Here is a 23543-nt window from a genome sequence, read left to right as displayed (position 1 = left end):
CCAACGCCACCGCCTTTCTCGTCGTGCCGGGCGGGGGGGGGGGGGGGGGGCGGGTCGGGGCGGTCCAGGTCGGCGGGGTCGGGCTGGCCGCGGAAGCGGTGCCACAGCCGGCGCCCGGCCAGCAGCACCAGCACCGCCGCGGCGGACAGCGTGATCGCGAACAGCACCTTGCCGTAGGCGTTGGAATGGACCGACAACCGCACCGGCTCGCCCAGCCGCATCCCGTCGGGGGTCCGCAGCGTCACGTCGACCGCGACGCGCTGGGTGAAGTTCACCTCGATCGGCACCCGCAACGGCAGGTAGCCCGGCGGCAACTCGATCTGGCCGACGTCGGTGACCCGCATGCCGGGCGGCGCGTCGACCTGCAGCCGCACCTTGATCGGCACGGCGAGGCCGTTGTGCAGCGCCAGCGGCAGGGGGCTGTGCTCGGTGGCCAGGGTGTAGGAGCCGCCCGGGTTGACGATCGTGACGGCGCCGAACAGGTCGTTGATCGTCTTGGCGACCACCGTGAGGCGCTCCTGGGCCAGCCCGTTGCGGGTATCGGGCGGTTCGGACTGGCTCAGCGCCCGCAGCATGTCCTCGCGCAGCGGCGCGGTGTACTGCACGCCGGTCAGCCCGGTGCGCTCGTCGGTGGTCAACGCCGACGTCAGCCCCCACAGCCGCCCGACCTGGCCGGCGATGGTGCCGGTCACGTCGTCGCTGAATCGGCCCCGCAGCACTCCGTCGGTGGCCGCCCGCGCCGGCTCGGCGCGGCCCTGCGGGGCCTCGTTGGCCTCTGCGATGACGGCCGGCAGCGGTCGGGGCAGCGCCAAACCGGACCGGATGGTGGTCGCCAGCGCGGTGAGGATGACCTGCGCGTCATCGGCCTGCAGGTTCCACGTCGCCGGCGGGACCAGCAGCTGGGTGCGCGGCGCGGCGTCGCGCTGCAGGGCGTGCCAGAAGATGGAACCCAGCGCGTCCTCGCGCCGGGCGGTGGTCGAGTCGTGCGAGAGAGGAACGGCCAGCGCGGAGTCGAGGTAGGTGGGGGTGATGGGGCTGTTGCCCGCGCCGGCCAGCGCGGCCCCGACGGCCGGGTCGAACGGCGCGACCACCACCTGCGGCGACAGCCGCCGGGGCGCGGTGTCGACGCCGGCGGGGGTGTCGCTCGCCGACTCCTGGGCGGATAGGTCCGCGGCGGCGATCGCGACGGTGCTGTCGTTGCTGCCGAGCAGGCCGACCGCCCGGCCCGTCAGCGGGCCGTCGGGCAGCGGCGTCGCCCCGCGGATGGAGGCCACGTCGAGGATGCGATCGACGATGCCGCCGACGCCGGTGGTGGCCGCCGCGGTCAGCCCCGGGTCATTGACGCGTTGCAGCGCGTCCAGGTCCGCCTGGGCATAGGGCAGCGGCGTCACGCAGGTGCGGTGGGCCAGCGTGCGCAGGCGGTTCAGCCAGTCGGTTGCGGCCGCCTGTCCGGTGCCCGGATGCGTCGGGGTGCCCGGCAGCTGCGCGGGGCCGTCGGGTGAATCGGACACCACGTAGCCGAGGGTCATCGCGTTGACCGTGACCAGCAGGTCGGGGTCCACGGCCAGGCACAGCGCGCGGCCGACGGCGCCGTCGGGGTCGACGTCGTGGCTGGTGGCGACCTCGGCCGCGGACAGCAGGATGTCGAGGCGGCCGCCGGTGGCCAGCGAGGTGGCCAGGTCGTCGTCGACCAACCGGACCGGGATGGTGCCGCCGGGAACGCCGGGGGCGAGCCGCGGCCGGTCGGCCAGCGGCCACAGCATCGTCATCAACACCGGTTTGGAGGTGTCGGGCGCGACGGCGGAGTTCACGTCGTCGGCATGATCGGGCGGCACGCCGACCACCGGCAGCAGGAAGCGCGCGTTGTCGAGCCGGGCCGGGGCCCCGTAGTCGGGTGTGCCGTTGACGTTGACCAGGACGGGATAGATGCCGGGCTTGTCCATCCCCAGCGACGGCTTGGCCGCCGCGCGCAGCGGGGCGGACAGGGTGAAGCCGGCCTGTTGCCCGCGCTGCAGTTCGGGGGCGACGGTGAGGAAGTCGGCGGCCGGCTGGTACTGGTCGGTGCTGCCGTCCAGGGAGGTGCGCAGCGCCGCCGAGTCGGCGACGGCCGGGGCGTGCTCGAGCCGGACCATGACGTCGCGGACCGGGCGGTCACCGATGTTGGTGACCATGCCGCTGACGGTGACGACGGGCGGGCTGGTGGTGGTGACCATGTCCGGGGTCACCTGGTCGATGCGGACACGGACGAAGGGGGTGTCGCCCGGCTCACCCGCGGCGGCGCGCGGGGCGGGCCCGACGAGCACCGCACAACCGGCCACGATGGCAACCACTGCGGCGAGGCGCAACAAGCCGGCCCAGCAGAGTCGCGGCGGCGTCACGGCCCCGGCCCGTGACCGTTCTTCCGGCCCGCGACGCGCTTGTCAGAATGCCGGGTGCGCGAGTGCGTCTGCGGGTGTCGCCGGGGCGTGCTGGGGGGCAGCGACGGCAGCGCGTCGGGACCGTCGCTCTGCAGCTTGTCGATCAGCTCATGGGCCACCTGGGCCAGGCGGCGCTCGTCGGCGTAGGCCAGCCGGGACGGCAGTTCGTGGATCGGCACCCACGCCACCTCGGCCACCTCGAGGTCCTCGTCGGACAGTTCGCCGCCCGAGAAGCGCATCAAATAATGATGCACCGTCTTGTGCACGCGGCGGCCGTCGGTGACGAACCAGTAGTCGATGCGTCCCAGCGCGGCCAGCACGCTGCCGCGAATACCCGTTTCCTCGGCGACCTCGCGGATCGCGGTCTGCTCGGCGGTCTCGCCGACCTCGATGTGCCCCTTGGGCAGCGACCACAGCATCCGCCCGCGCCGGTCGACGCGACCGATCAGCGCCGCGACCTGCTCGTCGCGCGGCCCGTCGATGCCGTCGATGACCAGCCCCCCGGCCGACGTTTCGTGCACGGTCTTGAGTCGCTCGGGCACGCGGCGAGGCGGCCGCGGCCGCCGCGGTTTGGCTGCTGGGGCGTCGCCGTTCGTGGGGGTGTCGCTGGGCTTCTCGGCCGCGCCGGCGCCGCCGCGACGTCGACGCCGACCCCGGCGTCGACGCGGTCTGGCTTGTTCGGCGTCGGACACCCAAGCGATAGTAGCTGGCGGGGGTCGCTCTTCAGGACATACTCGCCGCTGGCGGCATGGGCGGCGGCCTGGCGCGATGAAGATATACTTTGTCCGTAAAACGTATATATCCGGCGTCGGAGAAGTTATGCCCAAGCGACTGATCGATTTGGATGACGACCTTCTTGCCGCGGCGCAGCGTGAATTGAAGACCACCGGTATTTCGGACACGGTGCGGGCGGCGCTGCAGCAGGCGGCTGCCGCCTCGGCCCGGGCGCGCCAGGTCGAGTGGCTCGAACAGGGGGGCTTGGAGGGCATGGCCGACGCGGGCGAGCGTGGCGAAGTGTGGCGCTGATCGCGCGCTATCTCGTCGATACCAGTGCTGCCGCGAGGATGCGCCACCCCGATGTCTCTCGGCGCCTGCGGCCGCTGATCGAAAGCGGTGCGGTGGCCACGACGGCATCGCTGGACGCCGAGGCGCTTTACAGTGCGCGCGGGCCGGGCGAATACGAGCAATTGTCGGCCGACCGCCGCGCCGCCTACGAGTATCTGCCGACTGATGACGAGCACTGGCAAACCGCACTGGGCGCGCAGCGGGCACTGGCAAGAACCGGGCAACACCGGTCCGTCGGAATGGCTGGTCTCCTCACCGCGGCGATCGCCGCCGCGCACCGACTCACCGTGATTCACTACGACGCTGACTTCGAGACGGCCGCGACAGTTCTGGAGTTCAGGCACCGATGGGTGTTGCCTCGGGGAACGGTGTAGCCGCGCTTTCCTTCCGGCGCCCAGCATGGTCGCCGGGCCGTCCGACTACGCTGATCGAACGTGCCTGACGCCGCCCAGGATGCCGAGCTGCTGACCGCCGCCGCGGTCGCCCTGAACAAGCACGCGCCCGTGCTGCGGGACCTCGGCGCGATTTTCGATGCCGCCGGCCACGAGTTGTATTTGGTCGGCGGTTCCGTGCGGGACGCGTTGCTGGGCAGGCTGAGTCCCGACCTGGACTTCGCCACCGATGCCCGCCCCGAGCAGGTGCAGGAGATGCTGCGCCGGTGGGCCGACGCGGTGTGGGAGACCGGCATCCGGTTCGGCACCGTCGGTGTCGGCAAGGGCGACTATCGCCTGGAGATCACCACGTTCCGCGCCGACGCCTACGACCAGGTGTCGCGCCATCCCGAGGTGCGTTTCGGCGAGCGCCTCGAGGACGATCTGGTGCGCCGCGATTTCACGGCCAACGCGATGGCCGTGCGCGTCACGCCGGCGGGGCCGGGCGAGTTTCTCGATCCGCTGGGCGGTTTGGCGTCGCTGGCGGCGCGGGTGCTCGACACCCCGGCGGCGCCGCAGGTGTCCTTCGGCGACGACCCGCTGCGGATGCTGCGCGCGGCGCGGTTCGTGTCCCAGCTCCGCTTTGCGGTTGCCCCGCGGGTGTACGAGGCGATCGAGGAGATGGCCGGCGAGCTGGCCCGGATCAGCGCCGAGCGGGTGGCCGCCGAGCTGGACAAGATGCTGCTCGGCGACGAGCCGGTGGCCGGCATCGACCTGCTGGTCGAGACCGGGATGGGTGAGGTGGTGCTGCCCGAGGTCGGTGGCATGCGGATGGCCATCGACGAACACCATCAGCACAAGGACGTCTACCAGCATTCGCTGACCGTGCTGCGCCAGGCGATCGCGCTGGAAGACGACGGGCCCGATCTGGTGTTGCGCTGGGCCGCGCTGCTGCATGACATCGGCAAGCCCGCGACCCGGCGGCACGAGGCCGACGGCGGGGTGAGCTTTCACCACCACGAGGTGGTCGGCGCCAAGATGGCCCGCAAGCGGCTGCGGGCGTTGAAGTATTCCAAGCAGATGGTCGACGACGTCTCGCAGCTGGTGTATCTGCATCTGCGGTTTCACGGCTACGGCGAGGGCAAGTGGACAGATTCGGCGGTGCGCCGCTACGTCACCGACGCCGGCCCGCTGCTGCCGCGGTTGCACAAGCTGGTGCGCGCCGACTGCACCACCCGCAACAAGCGCCGGGCCGCCCGCCTGCAGGCCAGCTACGACCGGCTGGAGGAGCGCATCGCCGAGCTGGCCGCCCAGGAGGATCTGGCCCGGGTCCGCCCCGACCTGGACGGCAACGCGATCATGGAGCTGCTCGGGATCCCGGCCGGTCCGCAGGTCGGCGAGGCGTGGCGCCATCTGAAGGAGCTGCGGCTGGAGCGTGGCCCGCTGACCACCGAGGAGGCGACCGCCGAGTTGCTGTCCTGGTGGCAATCGCGAGGGAACGCCTGAGCGCGGCCATACGTCCGAGTAGGCATGGACTATTGCCTCGCGAATGATGATGGCGCAGCGGCCATCTGGAACGGCCAGCCCAACCTCGACCTGGATGGCGATGGCCGCCTTGACGCGTTAGGCCTTGATCTCGACGGCGACGGGATGCGGGACGACGCGCTGGCCGATTTCGACGGCGACGGGGTGGCCGACCACGCCGTCCGCGATCTCGACAACGACGGCGCCCCGGAGACGTGGTTCACCGACGAGGGAACGGGGACGTGGGGGGTTGCCGTCGATCGGGGTGGGCAGCTGCGGTGGTTCGGGCTGGACGGAGTCGAGCACACCGGCGGCCCGCTCGTCGACTTCGACGGCCACGGCCGCGCCGATGACCGGCTCCTCGACTCCGACAGCGACGGGGTGGCCGACCGCGTGCTGTGCGCCGACGACAACGGCGTGACGGGCTACGTCGACACCGACGGGGACGGCCACTGGAACGTCGCGCTGACCGACACCGACGGCGATGGGTTGGCCGATGGGGCCAGTGAATTGACCAGCAACCACGGCGCTAATAGCTTTACGGCGGGTCAAGGAGGGGGGTAGCGATGTTCGTCGACACGGACTTGCTGCACGCGGGAGCCGACCAGTCTCACCGTGCCGGCGGCCACGCGCAGGAGGGCGTCGACCGGCTGTCGCGGGCGCCCCTCGCTTCCGGCATGTTCGGCGCGTTTCCGGCCGCCGCGACATTTCACGCGGCGGTGACCGCTGCGCGCGAACAGCACGTCAACAACCTGCAGGCCCACCAGGAGACACTGACCGGGCTCGGCCACAACGCGCACTACGCCGCCAACGCTTTCACCAACGTGGATGACCGGAACGCCGCACAAGAGCGGGCGGTGCGATGGACCTCCGCCACATCAGCAGTCGGGACCTGATAGCCGAAGCCGGCGGTGACCCCTGGGCGATCAACGAGAGCCTGCAGGCCGGTCGGCCGGCGCAGATCGCGGCCTTGGCGCAGGCATTCCACGACTCAGGGCGGTGCACCGCCGAATCCGGCACGGCCTTCGATGAAGCGCGCCGCCGCTTCGAGGCGTCCTGGAATCGGGTCCACGGCGAGCACCCGATCAACGACCTCGCCGAAGTAAGGCGCACTACCCACGCCCTCGGTGCCCAGTCCTTGCAGCTGCCGAAGATCGGGGCGGACTTGGAAAACGCCGCGGCCGCGCTCGCCGAAGCCCAACGCGCCGCCGCGGTGCTCATCTCGACGCTGGAGACCCAGCTTCGACAGCTCGACGACCTGCTGGGTCAGGCGCTGGCCCTCGAGAGCGGTACCGGAGTCGGCGCGGCGGATCGCGCCGCGCTCGATGCGCTCATCCGCGCGCTCGAGCAGGAGGCCATCGACGACACCGCTGGCGCGGTGGGCCGGCTTCGGTCGGAACGCCGCAATTACTCGCAGTCCTTGCAGAGGGCGCTGACCACCCTGCGCGCGGACGGCTATGACCCGACGGTTCTGCATGCGGTGGACGCACCGTCGGCGAATTCCGAAGAGGCCGCGAGGATTCCGCCGCCGGAAACCACCGCCGAGGAGGTCAACCGGTGGTGGCAAACGCTTGACCCCGACCAGCAGCGCCGCCTGATCGCCGACCACCCACCAGAGCTCGGCAACCTCAACGGCGTGCCGGTCGCCGTGCGAAGCGCTGTCAACCGAGCGGTGATGAACGACGACCTGCGCCGTGTGCAGGACGTCGCCGCGCAGAACGGTGTGTCCGCGGACGACGTGGTCGACGCCCCCGGCGACTATGGGTTGACCGCGCTCGCGGTCGCTCGCTATACCAATGCCTCGCGTACCCGACAAGGCCTGAACGCCTCGGAAGCCGCCTTCGACGAGCGGGTTCATCCGGGCGCATTTCTCCTGAAATACCAGCCGGAGGCTTTTGGGGGTGAAGGTGCCGCCGCCGTCGCCGTGGGAAACCCCGACACGGCCACCCACACCGCGGTGTTGGTGACGGGGGCCGGCAGTGGTGTGCGCGACGGAACGCTCGCCAAGACTGAGGGCGCCCGTCTGTACGAGGAATCGGTCCGCGCGGATGGGCGCCGAACCGCGGTGGTGACCTGGGTCGGCTACGACGCCCCCGACAACTGGTACGACACCGGTCTTCGGGAGCCGGACATGGCCCGCGGCGGCGCGCGGGCACTGGCCGCCGACGTGAACGCGTTGGCGGTCACCCACGGGGGCGCGCCGACGCACCTGACCGTGGTCGGCCACTCGTACGGGTCCACCGTCGTTTCGGATGCGGCGGTGTACGGGATGCGCGCGAATGACGTGGTGCTGGTGGGCTCGCCGGGCACGGACCTCGCCCATGCGGCCGCCGACTTCCATCTTTCCCCCGGCGGCCATCTGTATGTCGGCGCGGCGTCGGGAGACGCGGTCACCTGGTCGCCCGCGCGGGTGACGGGGCCCGGGCTAATCGGCTTGAACTTCGGCGGGCTGGGAGACGATCCCGCTACAGACGGCTACGGCTCCACCCGGTTCAAAGCCGAGGTGCCCGGCAATTCCGCGAACCCGCTCTACGACCACTCGCATTATTTCGACGATGGGTCGGAGTCCCTGTTCAGCATTGCCGACATCGTTTCCGGTCACGGGGATGCGCTGCGGCACGACGGGATGACCGCGCGTCACCGGGGTGAGTATGGCGTGGGCGGTTGGGTCGATCCAGAAATCGCGCGACCCGCGACGACTGGGCATCGACATCACGCGCCGGCGAGCTGAGGGAAATCGCCGGAGGGACCGCGTCTCCGTAACCCGGTCGCGATCATCTACCTGGACGGACCGGCGTGGTTGTCGGTGTTGGCAAGTCCACGAACAATGTTGGATCGGCAATGACAACGGTGGGCGGCGTGTCACCGACGCGTGCCAGTGTCATCGGGATCCGCCAGACCGTACCTTTCAAGCCGCATTCATTGGTGGCCGCGGTTCTGATCAGGGCACCGCGAAGTGTGCCGTCGCTTTGTGGCTCCCACGACACGTCCACTGTCAACGTTTCAGTGACTGGTCCCTTCGTGCCGGGACACGGACTTGATGGCGAATCATAGGGCGTGAATTGCTGCCAGTGACCGTCCACGAAGCGATAAACCTCAGCAGCGCCCGTGGCCACTTGCCGGTCTCCGCTGGCCACATCCGCCTCTGTGGCGATGCACCCAGACGAAGTGCACACGGAACGAAATGCCATCCAAGCCGTCCGGGTGTCATTGAGGGTCCGGGAAGCTCGAACGCCGTTGACGGTCTCCGCACCCTTGTCGAGGTCGACGCGATAGGTGCCGTCGAGTCGCGGACCCGGCACTGCGGGCGGTGAGCTGCTGCTCGTCGCAGATGCGGCGGCCGCCACCGGATCGGCTACGGTGACGCCCTGTGGCACATCGCCTTCCCGTACCAACGTGACGGGAGTGATGTAGACGGCGCCTTGGGCCGGGCCGCATTCATTGCCGATGACGGTGTCGGTCTGCTCGCCTTGGAGCCTGCCGTCAGCCTGCGGTTCGACCGACAACACAGCAATCACGGCGCCGCTTTCCGCCATGTCTGATGCGCATGGGCTGGAGGTTCGATCTGGAATCTCTCGCCAGCGACCGTCGCCGAAACGGAAGACTGCTCTATCGCCCCCGCCGTCTCTAGATGCCACTTGGTGGTTGTTGTCGTCGAGCTGAGTCGCCGCAGCAATACATCCGGTAGGCGTGCACGATGAACGAAACGCCCACCAGCTGCTATGACCTTTCGTGTCGCGAGATGGGGCGCCGTTGGCGGTGCCCTTTGGATTGTCGTAGTCGATTCGATAAGTGCCGTCGAGCACGACAGTGGGCCGCGCTGGGGTCGCGATGCCACCTGCCGGAGCAGAGGTTGTGTGCCGCGTCGGCTGGATCAGGTAGCCGACGATGCCGACGGCGGTCAGCAATACCGCCGCGATCGCAGCCGCGAGGACGACCCGAGACCGCTTGCGCTGCTGCTGTTTTGCGCTCTTGAACGGTGGTTGCATTGCGACTTGGGTATGGGGGCCCACGACAGGTGCAAAGACGGTGGGAGTTGCTCCGGTGCTGTGATCATCCACCGGGTAACCCGCGTCAGCATGCGCATTCAAGGCCGCGGCGAAGTCACGGCACCGCTCGAATCGGTATGTGGGGTCTTTAGTCAAAGCCTTCAACAGCACCGGATCGAGGTGCGCCAACTCGGGACGCCGGTCGGCGAGTCGCGGCGGTGCCGCATTGAGGTGCTGGCTGATAACAGCTACCGGATTGTCGTGCTGAAACGGCGGCGCACCGGTGAGAAGGTGAAACGCGGTGGCAGCCAGGGCATATTGGTCGGCGCGGCCATCGATCTGTGCACCCATCAACTGTTCGGGCGCGGCATAGGAAAGGGTGCCGACGGTGAAATTGGTCGCCGTAAGTCCGCTGACGTCGCCGAGTGGTCGTGCAATGCCGAAGTCGGCCAGCAGAATTCGTCGCCTGCCGTCCTCGGGCTCGGTGAGCAGGATGTTGGCCGGTTTGACATCCCGATGCAACAGCCCGCGCTTGTGGGCGTAGTCAAGCGCGTCGGCGACAGCGGAAACGACGGCGCACACGTCCCGTATCGGCATACCGGTTCTGTAGCGGTCTTTCAGGAGTTGGCCGGCATCGGTGCCCTCGACGTAATCCATTGCAATCCAAAGGCGTCCATCGAACTCCCCGCGATCATGTACGCCGACGATGTGCGGGTGCCACAGCCCCGCGGCCAGGTCGGCCTCGCGGTGGAACCTTTCACGGAAGTCGTTGTCAGCCGTCATCGCCTCAGGCATGACTTTTAGCGCGTCGCGCCGTGGCAGCCGCGGATGCTGAGCCAGATAAACCTCGGCCATGCCGCCAGAACCCAACATCCGCAGGATGGTGTAGCCCGCGAATGTCCCCCCAATTGTCAGTGACACGCGGCGAATAGTACCGACGAACCCGCGCCCGGGAGTCGGGATTACGCGCCGATTCCGCGGCTAACACCTTCATTACTTGGTTGTGGTTGTGCGACAAATCTGGATTACGCGCCAGCCACCCAGCGCCGGTGTTCTCGAGCGGCCAGCACCCCGGTGCCCCCGGGCGACAGTTCAGAAAGCCGCGCGCGGACGCTCACCAAATGACAACCACACAGCAACTCCGGGCGACATGCGCTTTACCTACTGCCTGAATGGCTTCGGCCACCGTGCGATGGAGCCTAGGGCAGTGGGCATCGGGCCGGCCAGGGCCATCAAACCGCGGTTGTGGGCAGCCATCTGCAACGCGGCCGCCCTGCGTCTGCCTGAAACACGCTTGAGTGGCTGGTCTGAAGTGACATCGTCCTGCTGACGATTAGCCTTGATCAGGTGATGGATCCCCAGCCGCCTCCTGCGACGCAATGGCCACAACCCGGTCCACCCGGCAGGCCAGCATCGAACGGACCGCTGTCCGTTGTTGCGCTGGTTGTCGTCGGCTTGATTGCCGTGGCAGCGCTGGTTGTGAGCATCATCGCCCTGAGTAGACCAACGTCGACGGCCACTGGCAACGCTCCCACGCCCTCAACGCCGACCCCGACCTTCACTCCAGACCAGGTCGCGAGCGCGAAAAAGAACTTGTGCACGGTCTATCAGCTCGCATCGAAATCAGTGAACCAGGATACTAATGGAGGCGACATAGCAATAGCCCGTATCTCATTGACCAACGGCGGGGCCATGCTTGACGCGGCATCGGCAAATCCCGCATTGGGCCAAAACGAGCGGGGCGCTGCACAGAACCTCGCGGCCGCATACCAATCGGCAGTTGCTATAAGCAGTGTGTTTGACAAGAGCTCATCTGTGTTTCAACAGTCGATAGACGACATAAACCGCCTGGACGGACCGATGGCAGCTATTTGTCGATAGGCCGAATGCGGTGGGCTGGTACGACCACTGCGCTCTGCCGTCAAATTATTACCGAAAATCTGCGGAAGCGTGCGACTTTAAGGAGGGCGTTCGTGACGGCGGACACGCCTCCGGGCAAGTATTCGGCCGCCCTGGTCGGAGCTTGGTGGCCGCAGCCGTCCGCAACGCTGAGATTGGGTGCTTCGAATTGGAAAGCTCAGCTGCAACAGCAGGAACAATACGCACAAGATCTGCATAGCCAGTGGTCGGAACTAGCAGCGCATAACCAGGGCCATACCGTGGACGACCTCGTCTCCCGTTTCCAGGATGGTGAGAAATACCACCTAGATTTAGCTGAGAAGTACAAGGTAAAAGCTGATGCTTTTGAAAAGGGAGCGGACGCAATAGATAGCCTCCGCGAGGGACTTAGAGGAATAGCTGACGAATATAATCAACGCATCGCGCGAGTCGAAGATTCGAAGGAGCCGGTGCCCGTTAAAGCAGCGGAAATCGAGAGACTGATAGCTGAGGCTAATGGATTCGCGGCTCATAAGTCTGGCACCGCCGTCGCGGCAATTACGGACGCTATTCAGAAAGTTCTTACCGCTGAGGGAATGACGACGTCTCCGTCAGAATTTCTCAAGGCCCAAGGACTGACTGGCGGTCCGGCTACGCCGCCGGCGAAGGCCGGGTACGCCGCGGGTACTGGCAGCCACGGCTTTGCGCCCGGCGCCACGAAGGCGGGTACTGGGGCGGGCGGTTCACCGCGGGTCGGCAGCGTTGTAGGTGCAGGGCATGTCGGTAGCGACGCAGGGGCCACCGGGCTGGGCGCGGCTGGACCAAGCAGTGAAGTCGGCGGCGGAGGCCCAGTTACCACGCCGGTCGTTGGCGGCGGGCATACTTCCTCTGCCCCCGGCGTGAGCTCGCCACTGCCCGCGGGCGGCGGGCTCTCACCAGCCGCCACTGTCGGTGGCCTGTCACCCAACCAACTGGGCAACTCATTGGCCCAAGGAATGATGACCGGTCAGCCAGCAGCGGCCGGTGCTCATGACTTGTCCCAGGGCTTGGCGAACGCGGCGGGGTCCGCAACGGCGCCGCCGCCGCAAGTGCCCGTCGCGCCGCCAGTATCTGCACCGACTGTGGGTGCTGCTGGTGTCGAATCCGTCGGCGCTGAGCATGGCGCCGCGGCGCCGGCGCCAGCCGGCCCAGCCGCCCCGCCTTCGCCGACGGGCGGCGCCATGCCGGTAGCCGCGGCGATGCCGGTGTCAACGCCGACGGCGCCGGTAACTGGCGGCCCCGCCATCCCGGCGGGTCCACTGCCTGCGTACGGGTCCGACCTGCGTCCCCCCGTCGTCACCCCGCCGTCGATGTCACCGCCGACTGCCCCGGTTTCTGGCGCGCCGGTTGCGCCATCGCCATCGACGTCGCCCTCAGCGGGAAGCCCGTTGATGTCGACGGTCCAACGGGGCGCTGCAGCAGGGCAGGCGGGCGCAAGCGCGGCGACGCCGGCCGGCGCCTCTGCGTTGGCCGCGACAACCGGCGCCGTGGCCGGCGACGTATCGAGTCGTGCCGCCGACCAGCAGAGGCTGCAACGCCTGGTCGACGCGGTAGCTCGGCAGGCGCCGGGCCTCTCATGGGCCGCAGGGTTGCGCGACGACGGGACAACTCTATTGGTCAGCAACATCGGGTGCGGCTGGATCCCACCGAACGTGAAAATCCCTCTCGGCGTGAACCGACTCCTCGAGCCGGCGCTTCGCCGACCCGACGCGAGCGTGGTCGATCTGCTGGGTGTCGTCACCGCTGCGGCGGTGCACAAATCCCACGGGTTCATCGCCAAGCCGGGACCCGACGAGCCCGCTCTTACCGGAGACCGTGTGGCACGCGCCGGACCGGAAGTAGGCGAGCTGGGCCCGGCGCTGGTGGAGGCCGTGCGTCGGCGTGATGGCTTGCCGCGGATCGCTCAGACTTTGGCGCAAGCCGCCACCCGAGGAACCGGGGTTACCGACAACGAGATTGATGTGTTGCAGCACGAGCAGCGGCTCGCCTACCAGAAGGCGCAGGACGATCCGCACCACTTGTCACTGGCCGCGGACTGGATGCTGCTGGCAGCGATCGACGCCCTCATCAAAGGGCACGAATCCCTCGCGCACTACCACGTCGCCTGGTACGAAGCGATTTCGGCGAAATCCCGGTGACTACAAATAACGCGGTCGGCGCTCTACCATTCGATCCACGAGGACAGGACGCGAGTGGTTGCGGCAGATCGAGTAGCCAGCGACACGTGAGGCTTGGGGTGTTTGCATGACGACGGCTGGGGGCCCCTTCAAAGTAAGCCCAGCGGACTTCGCTGGGATTGCTGGGGCGCCACAGTCACCGCCGCCGATAGTTCCGAACGGACTTCCGCCGGGGACCGGTGCACCCGCTGATGCGGCCCAAGCGGCCCTGGCTGCTGCCGGCAATCTCGGCGTGCCCGGAGATCAAGCGGCCAGCGTCCAGGGCGACGCAGATCGTCGGGCGCACGCGCTCGACGCCGCCCAGAAGTTCCCGGCGAACGAGGCTGAGTCGTCGCAGCAGATGCAGCAACTGACGCAGATGGTCCAGCAGATGGCGTCCGGCATCGCGGGTGCGATCAGCGGCGCGCTTGGCGGCGTCATGCAGCCGCTCACCCAGGTACCGCAACAGGCGATGCAGGCCGCAGAGAGCGCCATCCAGCCGCTGATGGGAGCGGCGAAGGGCGGCGGAGCGGCGGAGGCCGCCCTGACCGGAATGTCGGGGGACCAGGCGGTGCTGGATAGCGCCACAGAGGGCGGCGGCGGTTCCGGCGGGGGTGGCGGCATCGGCGCGGGCGGTGGCACGACGCCGACCGGCTATCTGGGCCCGCCGCCGGTGCCGTCGTCGTCTCCCCCCACGACGCCCGCGGCGGCGTCGGTGAAACCGGTGACCGTGACGCAAGCCGGTGGCACTGCGACGCCGACGGGCCCGATGGGCATGACCGGCATGCCGATGATGCCCGGCGCCATGGGCGCCGGCGGTGAAGGCGGGAAGGACAAGCCCGTTGAAAAGCGGGTGACCGTCCCGGGTATCCCCAACGGCCAGCCGGTAAAAGGCCGCTTGACTGCGCCGCCGAGCGTTCCGGTGACGAAGTCCGAAGGAAAGCCGCCCGTGGTCACGAGGCCCAATCGGCGCATCGTGATCGTGCCGACAGACGAAGAGCAGCAGGAGTAAGCCGTCGTCGAGAACGGCTATTTTCAGAACGCCGCTCGCCAAATTGTATTCACGTACTAATGGGGTCTGTCCGTGCACCGGCGGCCAATGATGGTCGCTGACAGCGGTTTCGGAAGTGAGTGGTCCGGCGGTGCCCGAGGCAGTAATGTCATCGCCGTGTGGCTATCGTCGAAACGCCGCCGGTTTGGGATTCGCTGAGGTTGGCGTGGGTTACATGACTGCTACCGAAAAGCCTTTGAGCGCAACGGCTATTGCTGAACCTGCGAACGTGCTGCGGGATCGCATGTCGACGAAAAGAAGCGCGGCCGGTATTTGTGTCGAATGTTATGGGAGTTGTACCTGAGGTGTCCGGAGCGGATGCGATGCGCCCGGACGCAGGGACGGATAAGGCATTGGTCGACCAGGTCCTGGCCGACCTGAAGGCGAATTTCGAGAAGTGGGAGGCGGTCCTGGCGGCCCAGGAGGCGGTGACTTTCACCGCCGACGTGGGTGACGTCTACGCGGTGTGCAATTCGGACGGGCGGCTCACGGGGCTCTCGTTGGCGCCGCAGGTGATGACGTCGTATACCTGTCGCGAGTTAATGGATCGGCTGAATATGGTGTTCGAGGCATTGCGCGAAGAAGCGCAGGCTGATTTCGATCGGAATTATGGTGGGGGAATCGTTGAGTGATCCCGCGATGACGCAGGCGGTGAAGGCCTTGTCACGTGGCCACAACTTGTTCGCCGGTGCCGTCACCGGCGACGATGCTGGTGAGATCCCCGCGCAGGTGCGCTCGCGCGGGGAGGAGACCCGACGGGCCGTACGCACAACCGGGTGGCCGGCAAGGGCGGCGGCCCGGTCGCAAAGCGCGGCGGAAGACCTTCGTCGTATGGCTGATACCGACGTGGCGTTGGCCGGCATCCTGCGGAGGGCCCGCGCCGACCACGCGGGTGCGCGCGCCGCGACGCGCATGAACTTGGACGCCGCTTTAACCGATGCCATGCCCGCAGTGGATACACCGCTGGGCCGCCGCGAGGCGATGGCCCGAATGGCAGCGCGGTTGCGCGCGCAGCACGGCCACATCGTGCGGTCGCGCGCCCGGGCGCGCCTGTTGGCTGGGCGGCTGCGCCGGCTGCGATACTCGCGCTCACGGCCATACGCCGCGAGCCGCGGTCACGGCACAGCCGGACGCGCCTCCGTCCGCACGGCAATCCGTAAAGCGTTGGACATCAAGGGTATTCACGACCCGGCCGCGCGTGCGCGGTGGGAGCGCGGCATGGACCTGGTCGCCCGCCGCGAGTCGAACTACGACGCCTACGCCGAAAACGATTGGGACGTCAACGCGGCCAGGGGCACGCCGAGCAAGGGTGCGTGGCAGTTCATCGGTCCGACGTTCGCGGCCTACCACAAGCCGGGAACGTCGGCGAGCATCCACGATCTGGTAGCGCAGGCATGCGCGTTCATCAACTATGCGCGCGGCCACTACGGCGTCGCCGCCGACGCGTCGGATCTGGCCGATCGAATCCAACAGGCCGATCCCCGCCGGGCACCGAAGGGCTATTGACCAATGCCGTTGAGTTTGTCCAACCGCGACCAGAATTCGGGCCACCTGTTCTACAACCGGCGGCTCCGGGCCGCGACAACCCGCTTCTCGGTGCGGATGAAGCACGACGACCGTAAGCAGACCGCGGCGCTGGCACTGTCGGTGGTGCTGGTGGCGATCGCCTCGGGCTGGATGGTGCTGCTGAATGTGCTCAAACCCAGTGGGGTGGTGGGAGATTCGGCGATCATCGGAGATCGCGAGTCTGGCGCGATCTACGCGCGCATCGACGGCCGCCTGTATCCGGCGCTGAATCTGACCTCGGCGCGGCTGGCAACGGGCACCGCGGGGCAACCAACCTGGGTGAAACCGCCCGAGATCGCGAAGTATCCAACCGGGCCGCTGGTCGGCATCCCGGGGGCGCCGGCGGCGATGCCGGTCAACCGGGGCGCCATGTCGGCGTGGGCCGTCTGTGACACGGCCGGCCGGCCGCGTACTGCGGATAAGCCAGTGGTGACTTCCATTGCGGGGCAGCTCATTGGCGGTCGGGCGATGCCGATGGCCAAGGACGCCGGCCTGCTGGTGACGTTCGAAGGTGCCACCTATGTGATCTGGGGTGGCAAGCGTTCCCAGGTCGAGCCCACCGACCGGGCGGTGACCTTGAGCCTGGGGCTTGACCCCGGAGTGACGGTGCCCGTGGAGATTTCGCGGGCGCTCTTCGACGGGCTGCCCGCCACCGAGCCGCTCCGCGTCCCCAACGTGCCGGAGGCCGGTAGTCCGTCGAAGTTCCTGCCGGGCTCGCAGGTGGGTGCGGTGCTGCAGAACCAAACGGCGGGAGGGGGCAGCCAGTTCTACGTGTTGCTGCCCGACGGGGTGCAAAAGGTCGGGGGCTTCGTGGCGGATCTGCTGCGCAGCGCCAACTCCTACGGTTCGGCGACGCCACGGACGGTGACCCCGGATGTGCTGGTCAACATTCCCGAGGTGAATTCTCTGTCGGTGGACTACTACCCGACCGGACGGCTGAATTTCATTGACTCGGCGGCCAATCCGACCACCTGTGTGGGATGGGAGAAGGCGTCGACCGATCCGCAGGCCCGAGTCGCCATCTACAACGGGCGTGGGCTACCGGTCCCCTCGTCGATGGACAATCGGATCGTGCGCCTCGTCCGCGACGACCGCGACCCGGCGTCTGTCGTGGCCAATCAGGTGCTGGTCCTGCCGGGCGCCGCGAACTTCGTGACGTCGACCAGCGGGGTGGTCACCAGCGACAGCCGGGAATCGCTGTTCTGGGTGGCCGACAACGGCGTGCGGTTCGGCATCGCCTCCGACGAATCGACGCTGCGCGCGCTGGGCCTGGATCCGGCGGCGGCCGTGCAGGCGCCGTGGCCGCTGTTGCGGACTTTTGCCGCGGGTCCGGTGCTGTCGCAGCAGGCCGCGCTGGTGGCGCGCGACACGGTGCCTGTGCTGGGGCAGGCGAGCGTGCTGACGACATCGGCAAGGGCGGGAGGCTAGAAGTGTCGAAGAGGGCTTTTCCGATCAACCGCATCAGGATCCAGCCGCCGAAACCGGTTCGCGTGGCGCCGAACGCACCGATAGCGCTGCCCGAACGCGAGCCGCGCAATATCTGGGTGATGATCGGCGTACCGGCGCTCATCGTGGCGCTGATCGGCACCATCGTCATGCTGTACGTCTCGGGGGTGCGCAGCCTGTCCACGGGTTTCTTCCCGCTGATGGGGATCGGTGCGTTCAGCATGCTGGCCTTTTCGGGCCGGCTCGGGCGCGCGCGCAAGATCACCTGGGGCGAGTTGGAAAAAGGCCGTCGGCGCTACCTACGTGACCTCGACGGCAACCGCGACGAGATCCAGACCGCGGTGTGCGCGCAGCGGAATTGGCAGCAGGCCGTGCATTCCGATCCGCGCGGCCTCGGCGCCATCATCGGCGGCCCGCGGATGTGGGAACGCGGGCGCGCCGACGTGGACTTCCTGGAGGTGCGGCTGGGCACGGGCGTGCAGCACGCACCGGATTCAGTGCTGTCGGTGACGTGGCCAGACATCGCCTCGGATGAGGAGCTGGAGCCCGTCACCGGCCAGGCGTTGCGCGATTTCATCTTGGAGCAGCGCAAGATTCGCGATATCGCCAAGGTGGTCAACCTGCGATCCGCGCCGGGGTTCAGCTTCGTCGGCGAGGACCTCAACCGGGTGCGCTCGCTGATGCGTTCGGTGCTGTGCTCGTTGGCGGTGTTCCACAACCCGCGCGACGTCAAGTTGATGGTGGTCACCCGCAACCCCGAGTTGTGGTCGTGGATGGTGTGGCTGCCGCACAACCTGCACGACGAGTTGTTCGACGCGTGTGGGTGGCGGCGGCTGATCTTTGCCACACCCGAAGAGCTCGAGCAGGCGCTGGGCGCGGAGCTGCACATGAAGGGCAAGCGCGGACAGTGGACGCCGTTGGCGGCGGCCAGCCCGACCACGCTCGGTTCAGCCCTGGAGACAGGCCAGCCCGGCGCCGGGGCCGATCTTGGGCCGCACTGGGTGATCGTGGACGACAACACCGGCAGCCCCGAGGCCTGGGAAAGCGTCGTCGGCCAAGTCGGCAAGGCCGGAATCACGGTGCTGCGCATCGCTTCCCGGGCCGGCGTCGGCGTCGGGTTCGACAAGGACCAGCGCTACGAGATGAGCGAACGGCACACCGCGACGGCCGACGGCTCAACCAATGGCGCCGCCAAGGCCGGGCGTGACGGCGACGGCACCGAGGACGACGATGGCCGTCCCGCACCGCTGCTGCGCGCGGGGGGCAAGTTCTTCGCGCACGCCGACCAACTGTCGATCCCGCGCGCCTACCGGTATGCGCGCGCGATGGCCCGGTGGTCGCCGACCAGCAGCACCGAAATCGCCGACGCCGCCAGCGGAGCCGCAGAGTTATTGCGCGCACTGGGAATCAGTGACCCGCGCGATTTGGACGTGGACCGACTGTGGGCCGAGCGGCGCGGCCGCGGCGACGAGCGGTGGTGCGAGATCCCGGTGGGCGCCAAACCGAACGGTGAGTTGCAGAACGTCATCATCCGCGCAAAGGACTTCGGCGGCTTCGGTTTCCACTCGGTGGTCATCGGCACCAGCGGCTCGGGCAAGTCGGAGTTCTTCCTGTCGCTGGTCTACGGCATCGCGCTCACACATTCACCGGAGACGTTCAACGTCATCTTCGTCGACATGAAATTCGAGTCGGCGGCCCAGGACATCCTGGGCATCCCGCACGTGGTGGCCGCCCTGTCGAACCTCGGCAAGGACGAGCGACACCTGGCCGAGCGCATGCGCAGGGTCATCGACGGTGAAATCAAGCAGCGCTACGAACTTTTCACGTCGGTGGGCGCCCGCGACGCCAACGACTACGAGGAGATCCGCCTTGCCGGACGCGATCTCCCGCCCGTGCCGGTGCTGCTGGTAATCGTCGACGAATATCTCGAGCTGTTCGCCAACCACGACAAGTGGATCAACCTGATCATTCACATCGGTCAGGAGGGTCGCGGCGCCAACGTCTTCTTCATGCTGGGTGGGCAACGGCTCGACCTGTCGTCCCTGCAAAAAGTCAAGTCCAACATCGCATTCCGGATCGCGCTGCGCGCCGAATCGGGCGATGACAGCCGTGAGGTGATCGGCACCGACGCCGCCTACCACCTGCCGTCGAAGGAAAACGGCTTCGCGCTGCTGAAGGTGGGCCCGCGTGACCTGGAGCCGTTCCGCTGCTTCTATTTGTCGGCGCCCTTCATCGTGCCGAAGAAGGCCGAGGTGGTCAGGACCGTCGACATGACCTTGACGCAGCCCCGGCTCTACAACTGGCAATACCAGCCGCTGGACGAGGCCGACGCCGCCGCGCTGGAAGCCGCGTCGGCGGCCGACGAGGAACCCGACGAATTCCTTTTGCACGAGGACGGTTTCAAGAAAAAGAAGATCGTCGACGTGCTGCGGGAGTCGTTGCACACCGTGCCGCACCGGGCGCCGCGGCGGCCGTGGCTGGAGCCACTGGAGAATCCCGAGCCCGTCGATGCGGTGGTGGCCGGGTGGCGCGGCAAGCCCTGGCACGTCGACTACGGCCGCAACCCGGGCCTGGTGTTCCCGGTGGGCGTCATGGACATCCCCGAGGAATCCAAACAGGTCGTGCATTCCATCGACGCGCTGCGCAGCAACATCATCGTGGTGGGGGCCAAGCAGCGCGGCAAGACCACCACGCTGATGACGCTGATGTGCTCGGCGGCAATGATGTACACCCCGTCGCGGGTGACATTCTTCTGCGTCGGCGGGGCGACCATGGCGCAGATCGGGTCGCTGCCACACATCGCGGACATCGTGTCGCCCAAGGACACCGAGGGCATCGAGCGGATCTTGAGCAGCATGGACGCGTTGATCGATGCCCGTGAGGACGCATTCCGCCGCGCCAACATCGATCTCGACGGTTTCCGGGAACGGCGTTTCGGGCCTGGCAGCGACGGCCTGGGCGGCACCGATCCCAATGATCCGTTCGGCGACGTCTTCGTCGTGGTCGACGACTACGACGACCTCTACACGAAAGACATGATGCTGGGCGATCGCATCATCTCGCTCAGCAGCCGCGGTCCCGAATACGGGGTGCACGTGATGTGCAGCGCCGGTGGCTGGATTCACGGGCAGCGGCAGAAGCTCTTGCAAAACGCCACCGCGCGAATCCAATTGCGGCTCGCCGAACCGGGGGAGAGCCAGATGGGCCAGTCGGCGATCGAGTCGCGCGAGGCGGCCCGGCGAACATTGGACCGCCCAGGGTTCGGTCTGACGGACTCGCTGCACGAACTGTTGGTCGGCGTTCCCGTGGTGGTCGATCCCGCCACCCGCACGCTGGTGGACACCCCGGGCGTCGGCGCCCGTGTCGCCGAAGTCGCCGGCGTCACCAAGCACGCGGTCCTGCAGCGGCTACCGGAACGCGTTGAGCTGAGCGCGATCCTGGCTGCCCACGCCGCCGCGGACGATCTGTCGATCGCGTTCGCGATCGGCGAGCGTCATCAGCTGGGCCCGGTTCCCCTCCGGCTGGCGGAGAGCCCGGGCCTGATGATTCTGGGCCGGCAGGGCTGCGGCAAGAGCTTGTCGCTGGTCGCCATCGGCGAGGCGGTGATGAGCCGGTTCAGCCCGGAGGAGGCCCAGCTCACGCTGATCGACCCCAAGGCCGCCCCGCACGGGTTGCGTGACCTGCATGCACCCGGTTACGTGCGTGCCTACGCCTACGACCAGGACGAGATCGACCGCGTCATCACCGAGCTCGCCCAGGAGATCCTGCTGCCGCGGCTGCCACCCAAGGGCCTGAGCCAGGAGGAGTTGCGCGCGCTCAAGCCATGGGAAGGGACTCGGCATTTCGTGCTCATCGACGACGTCCAAGACCTGCGGCCGGCGCAGGCGCAGAGTTATCCCGCGACGGCTCCCGTCGGGGCGGCGCTGTGGATGCTGATGGAACGCGCGCGCCAGATCGGGCTGCACGTTTTCACCACCCGCAACAGCACCAACTGGGCGACGCTGCAGATGGACCCGTGGATGCGCTATCAAACGTCGGCGAAGGTCGCGCAGCTTTATATGGACAACGATCCGCAAAACAAGATCAACCGGCTTCTTCGCGCTCAAGCCTTGCCGCCGGGGCGCGGATTGTTGGTGACGGACGAAGCCGACGTCGAGGGGATTTTGGTCGGTATGCCGTCCGCGATCGCCGCGAAATAGTCGGCGCAAGTTGGGTCCCATTACGGCCGAATGCGGTCGGCGGGTGAAAATGCCAATTTCAGTTAGACCGGTGCTGAACTGGCAACCTCCCAGCACTTGTCGGCGCCCCGGACGCAACCTTGGGTGACGCGTTACGGGAGTGGCAATAGCGATATTTGGGGTGCCAGTGGCATTAATTAGACGCAAGTACAATTGCGCGCTGGGCGCCGCCGGTTGGTGAATTGCTACCAGCGAGATCTGCGGATAAAAATTGTGAATACGCGATCTGCGTTCAGGCACTAGACTTGCCCGCATTCGCAGGGATCGGCTGCGAGATCGTTCGGAGGGAAATATGTCGTTTGTCGTACCGCCGGAAGCTGTTTTGAGCTCAGCCGGGGCCGAATCGGCCGTCAGCGCCGAGGTCGAGGGGGCGGCCGCGGCGGCCGCGCCGGCGCTGCTGGGCACCACGCCCATGGGCAATGACCCTGACTCGGCTCTCTTCGCCGCGGCACTGAACGCATGCGGGGGTGCCTACCTGGGCGTGGTGCAGGAGCACGCGGTGCAGCGGGGATTGTTCGCCGGAACGCAGAACATCGCGGCCTGCGTCTACACCGCCACCGAGGCCGCGCGCGCGTTGACGCTCGGGCTGTAAGCGACACCCATGCCCGATCCGGGGTGGGCGGCGCGTCCACCCGAAGCCAACGACCTTCTGCTCAAGACCGGGACCGGCGTGGCCACCATGTTGGCCAACCAAGCCGCCTGGACGGCCTTGGGCGCCAGTCACCACGCTTCGGCCAGCGCGTCGATGATCAATACCGTCGTGACCTCCGCAAGCTGGACCGGGGTGGGGTCGGCGGGTTCGGCCGCGAGCGCCACCGCGCTCAACGCGTCGCTGCACGGATTGGCCGGCTGGGTCGACGTCAAGCCGGCGGTGGTCGCGGCCGCGATCTCGGCCTACCAGATGGCCAACGCCGCCATGCGTCCGGCGCCGGAGTGCAACGCCAACCGTGACGAGGAGGCGGCCGACAACATCGCCAATCCCAGCGTGCTGTGGACGCTGACGCCGCGGATCATCTCGCTCGACACGGAGTACTTCGGCGTGATGTGGCCCAACAACTCCGCGGTCGGCGCCAGTTACGGTGCCATTCTCGCCGGGCTGGCCGAAAGCCTGGCGATCCCGCCTCCGCTGGCGACCATGGGCGCCTCACCCGCCGCCCCGGCGGAAGCGGCGGCGACGGTCGGGCAGGCGGCCGGCGATGCGGCGGCGGGCGACGGGATGCGCGCCGCGTTCCAGGGAGTCCAGACGGGTACGCAGGGTGCCGGCCAGGCGGCGTCGGGCGACCCGGACATGGGCGGCCAGGTGAGCACCTTCATGCAACCGCTGCAGTCGATGATGGGTGCGGTCCCGCAGGCGCTGCAGGCGCCGTCGCAGCTGATGCAGGCGCCGATGAGCGCGATGCAGCCGCTGCAATCGATGATGGGCATGTTCGCCAATCCGGGCGCACTGGGTGCGGGCGCGGGGGCACCCGCCTCGGCGGTCAGCGCGGTGTCCGCGGCGCCGAGTGCGGCGGCCGGTGTCGGCGGTGGCGGGGCCTCGCTCGGCGGCGCCGGTGTGCCCGCGACCACCTTCACTCGCCCGGTCAGCGCGTTCGAGCCCGGCAGCAGTGGGCGCCCGGTCGGGCTACGTCCCAGTGGGGCACTGGGCGTCGAGTCGGTGCGGTCCCCGACGACGACAACGCCGGCGGCCGGCGGCACCGGAGTCGGCGGCATGCCGGTGGGCCATGCGGCCGGCGGCCACGGCGGGTCGCACAAGAAGAACGAGCAACCCGCGACGGTGCGCGTGGTCGACGAGAGACTCTGAAA

At 68.0% G+C, this 23543-nt stretch carries 17 protein-coding genes; 14 read left to right on the top strand and 3 right to left on the bottom strand.

Annotation, left to right across the window (positions count from 1 at the left end):
* On the bottom strand, positions 1-2378 hold a 2378-nt coding region (locus A5705_RS15615; protein WP_068278475.1), incomplete at its 3' end, for a hypothetical protein.
* Complete coding sequence (locus A5705_RS15610) at positions 2375-3109, bottom strand: NUDIX hydrolase (protein ID WP_068278465.1); 735 nt, start codon at positions 3107-3109, stop codon at positions 2375-2377. The genes A5705_RS15615 and A5705_RS15610, both read right to left, overlap by 4 nt.
* A gap of 127 nt (positions 3110-3236) precedes the next feature.
* Between A5705_RS15610 and A5705_RS15605 the strand changes: the two genes are divergently transcribed.
* The 6 genes from A5705_RS15605 to A5705_RS15580 are packed head-to-tail and all read left to right on the top strand — an operon-like array spanning position 3237 to position 8108.
* A complete protein-coding gene (locus A5705_RS15605) occupies positions 3237-3443 on the top strand; it encodes a hypothetical protein (protein ID WP_068278461.1) in 207 nt (68 codons plus the stop codon).
* Positions 3434-3856 carry a PIN domain-containing protein gene (locus A5705_RS15600; protein WP_082956497.1) on the top strand — a complete coding sequence of 141 codons (423 nt, stop codon included), beginning with the start codon at positions 3434-3436 and terminating at the stop codon, positions 3854-3856. Before A5705_RS15605 ends, A5705_RS15600 begins: the two co-directional genes overlap by 10 nt.
* Before the next feature lie 60 nt (positions 3857-3916).
* On the top strand, positions 3917-5359 hold the full coding sequence (locus tag A5705_RS15595) for a CCA tRNA nucleotidyltransferase (RefSeq protein ID WP_068278459.1): 1443 nt from the start codon (positions 3917-3919) through the stop codon (positions 5357-5359).
* Between the two features lie 24 nt (positions 5360-5383).
* The gene (locus tag A5705_RS15590) at positions 5384-5941 is read left to right on the top strand and encodes a pullulanase (RefSeq protein WP_068278457.1); all 558 of its coding nucleotides are present in this window, start codon (positions 5384-5386) and stop codon (positions 5939-5941) included.
* A gap of 2 nt (positions 5942-5943) precedes the next feature.
* Positions 5944-6273 carry a DUF2563 family protein gene (locus A5705_RS15585; RefSeq protein ID WP_068278456.1) on the top strand — a complete coding sequence of 110 codons (330 nt, stop codon included), beginning with the start codon at positions 5944-5946 and terminating at the stop codon, positions 6271-6273.
* Entirely contained in the window at positions 6240-8108 is a 1869-nt protein-coding gene (locus A5705_RS15580) for an alpha/beta hydrolase (protein WP_068278454.1), read from the top strand. The genes A5705_RS15585 and A5705_RS15580 overlap by 34 nt, the downstream gene beginning before the upstream one ends.
* Before the next feature lie 43 nt (positions 8109-8151).
* Here A5705_RS15580 and A5705_RS29000 read toward each other — a convergent pair whose 3' ends face one another.
* Complete coding sequence (locus tag A5705_RS29000) at positions 8152-10287, bottom strand: serine/threonine-protein kinase (protein WP_082956496.1); 2136 nt, start codon at positions 10285-10287, stop codon at positions 8152-8154.
* 2387 nt (positions 10288-12674) lie between these two features.
* On the opposite strand from A5705_RS29000, the gene A5705_RS28610 reads away from it, so the two are divergent.
* The 8 genes from A5705_RS28610 (at position 12675) to A5705_RS15530 (ending at position 23541) form a co-directional block, all read left to right on the top strand.
* Positions 12675-13421, top strand: a complete 747-nt coding sequence (locus tag A5705_RS28610; RefSeq protein ID WP_068278450.1) for a DUF5631 domain-containing protein — start codon at positions 12675-12677, stop codon at positions 13419-13421.
* 106 nt (positions 13422-13527) lie between these two features.
* Positions 13528-14451: a hypothetical protein gene (locus tag A5705_RS15560; protein WP_082956494.1), complete on the top strand. Its 924-nt coding sequence runs from the start codon at positions 13528-13530 to the stop codon at positions 14449-14451.
* A 392-nt stretch (positions 14452-14843) separates the two neighbouring features.
* Positions 14844-15122, top strand: a complete 279-nt coding sequence (locus A5705_RS15555) for a DUF2710 family protein (protein WP_369803345.1) — start codon at positions 14844-14846, stop codon at positions 15120-15122.
* Positions 15100-15996: a transglycosylase gene (locus A5705_RS15550; protein WP_082956492.1), complete on the top strand. Its 897-nt coding sequence runs from the start codon at positions 15100-15102 to the stop codon at positions 15994-15996. Before A5705_RS15555 ends, A5705_RS15550 begins: the two co-directional genes overlap by 23 nt.
* A gap of 3 nt (positions 15997-15999) precedes the next feature.
* Complete coding sequence (gene eccB, locus A5705_RS15545) at positions 16000-17484, top strand: type VII secretion protein EccB (protein WP_068278448.1); 1485 nt, start codon at positions 16000-16002, stop codon at positions 17482-17484.
* Between the two features lie 2 nt (positions 17485-17486).
* The gene (eccCa, locus tag A5705_RS15540) at positions 17487-21701 is read left to right on the top strand and encodes a type VII secretion protein EccCa (protein ID WP_068278447.1); all 4215 of its coding nucleotides are present in this window, start codon (positions 17487-17489) and stop codon (positions 21699-21701) included.
* Positions 21702-22032: 331 nt separating this feature from the next.
* The gene (locus tag A5705_RS15535; RefSeq protein ID WP_067879683.1) at positions 22033-22332 is read left to right on the top strand and encodes a PE domain-containing protein; all 300 of its coding nucleotides are present in this window, start codon (positions 22033-22035) and stop codon (positions 22330-22332) included.
* Between the two features lie 9 nt (positions 22333-22341).
* Positions 22342-23541, top strand: coding sequence for a PPE domain-containing protein (locus A5705_RS15530; RefSeq protein ID WP_068278446.1), 1200 nt, complete (start codon positions 22342-22344; stop codon positions 23539-23541).
* Positions 23542-23543: the final 2 nt, after the last annotated feature.

Source organism: Mycobacterium sp. E787 (assembly GCF_001668725.1).
In the GTDB taxonomy this organism is placed as follows: domain Bacteria; phylum Actinomycetota; class Actinomycetes; order Mycobacteriales; family Mycobacteriaceae; genus Mycobacterium.
Note: the sequence above shows the minus strand (reverse complement) of the source record. Positions and strands in the feature narration are given on the sequence as shown.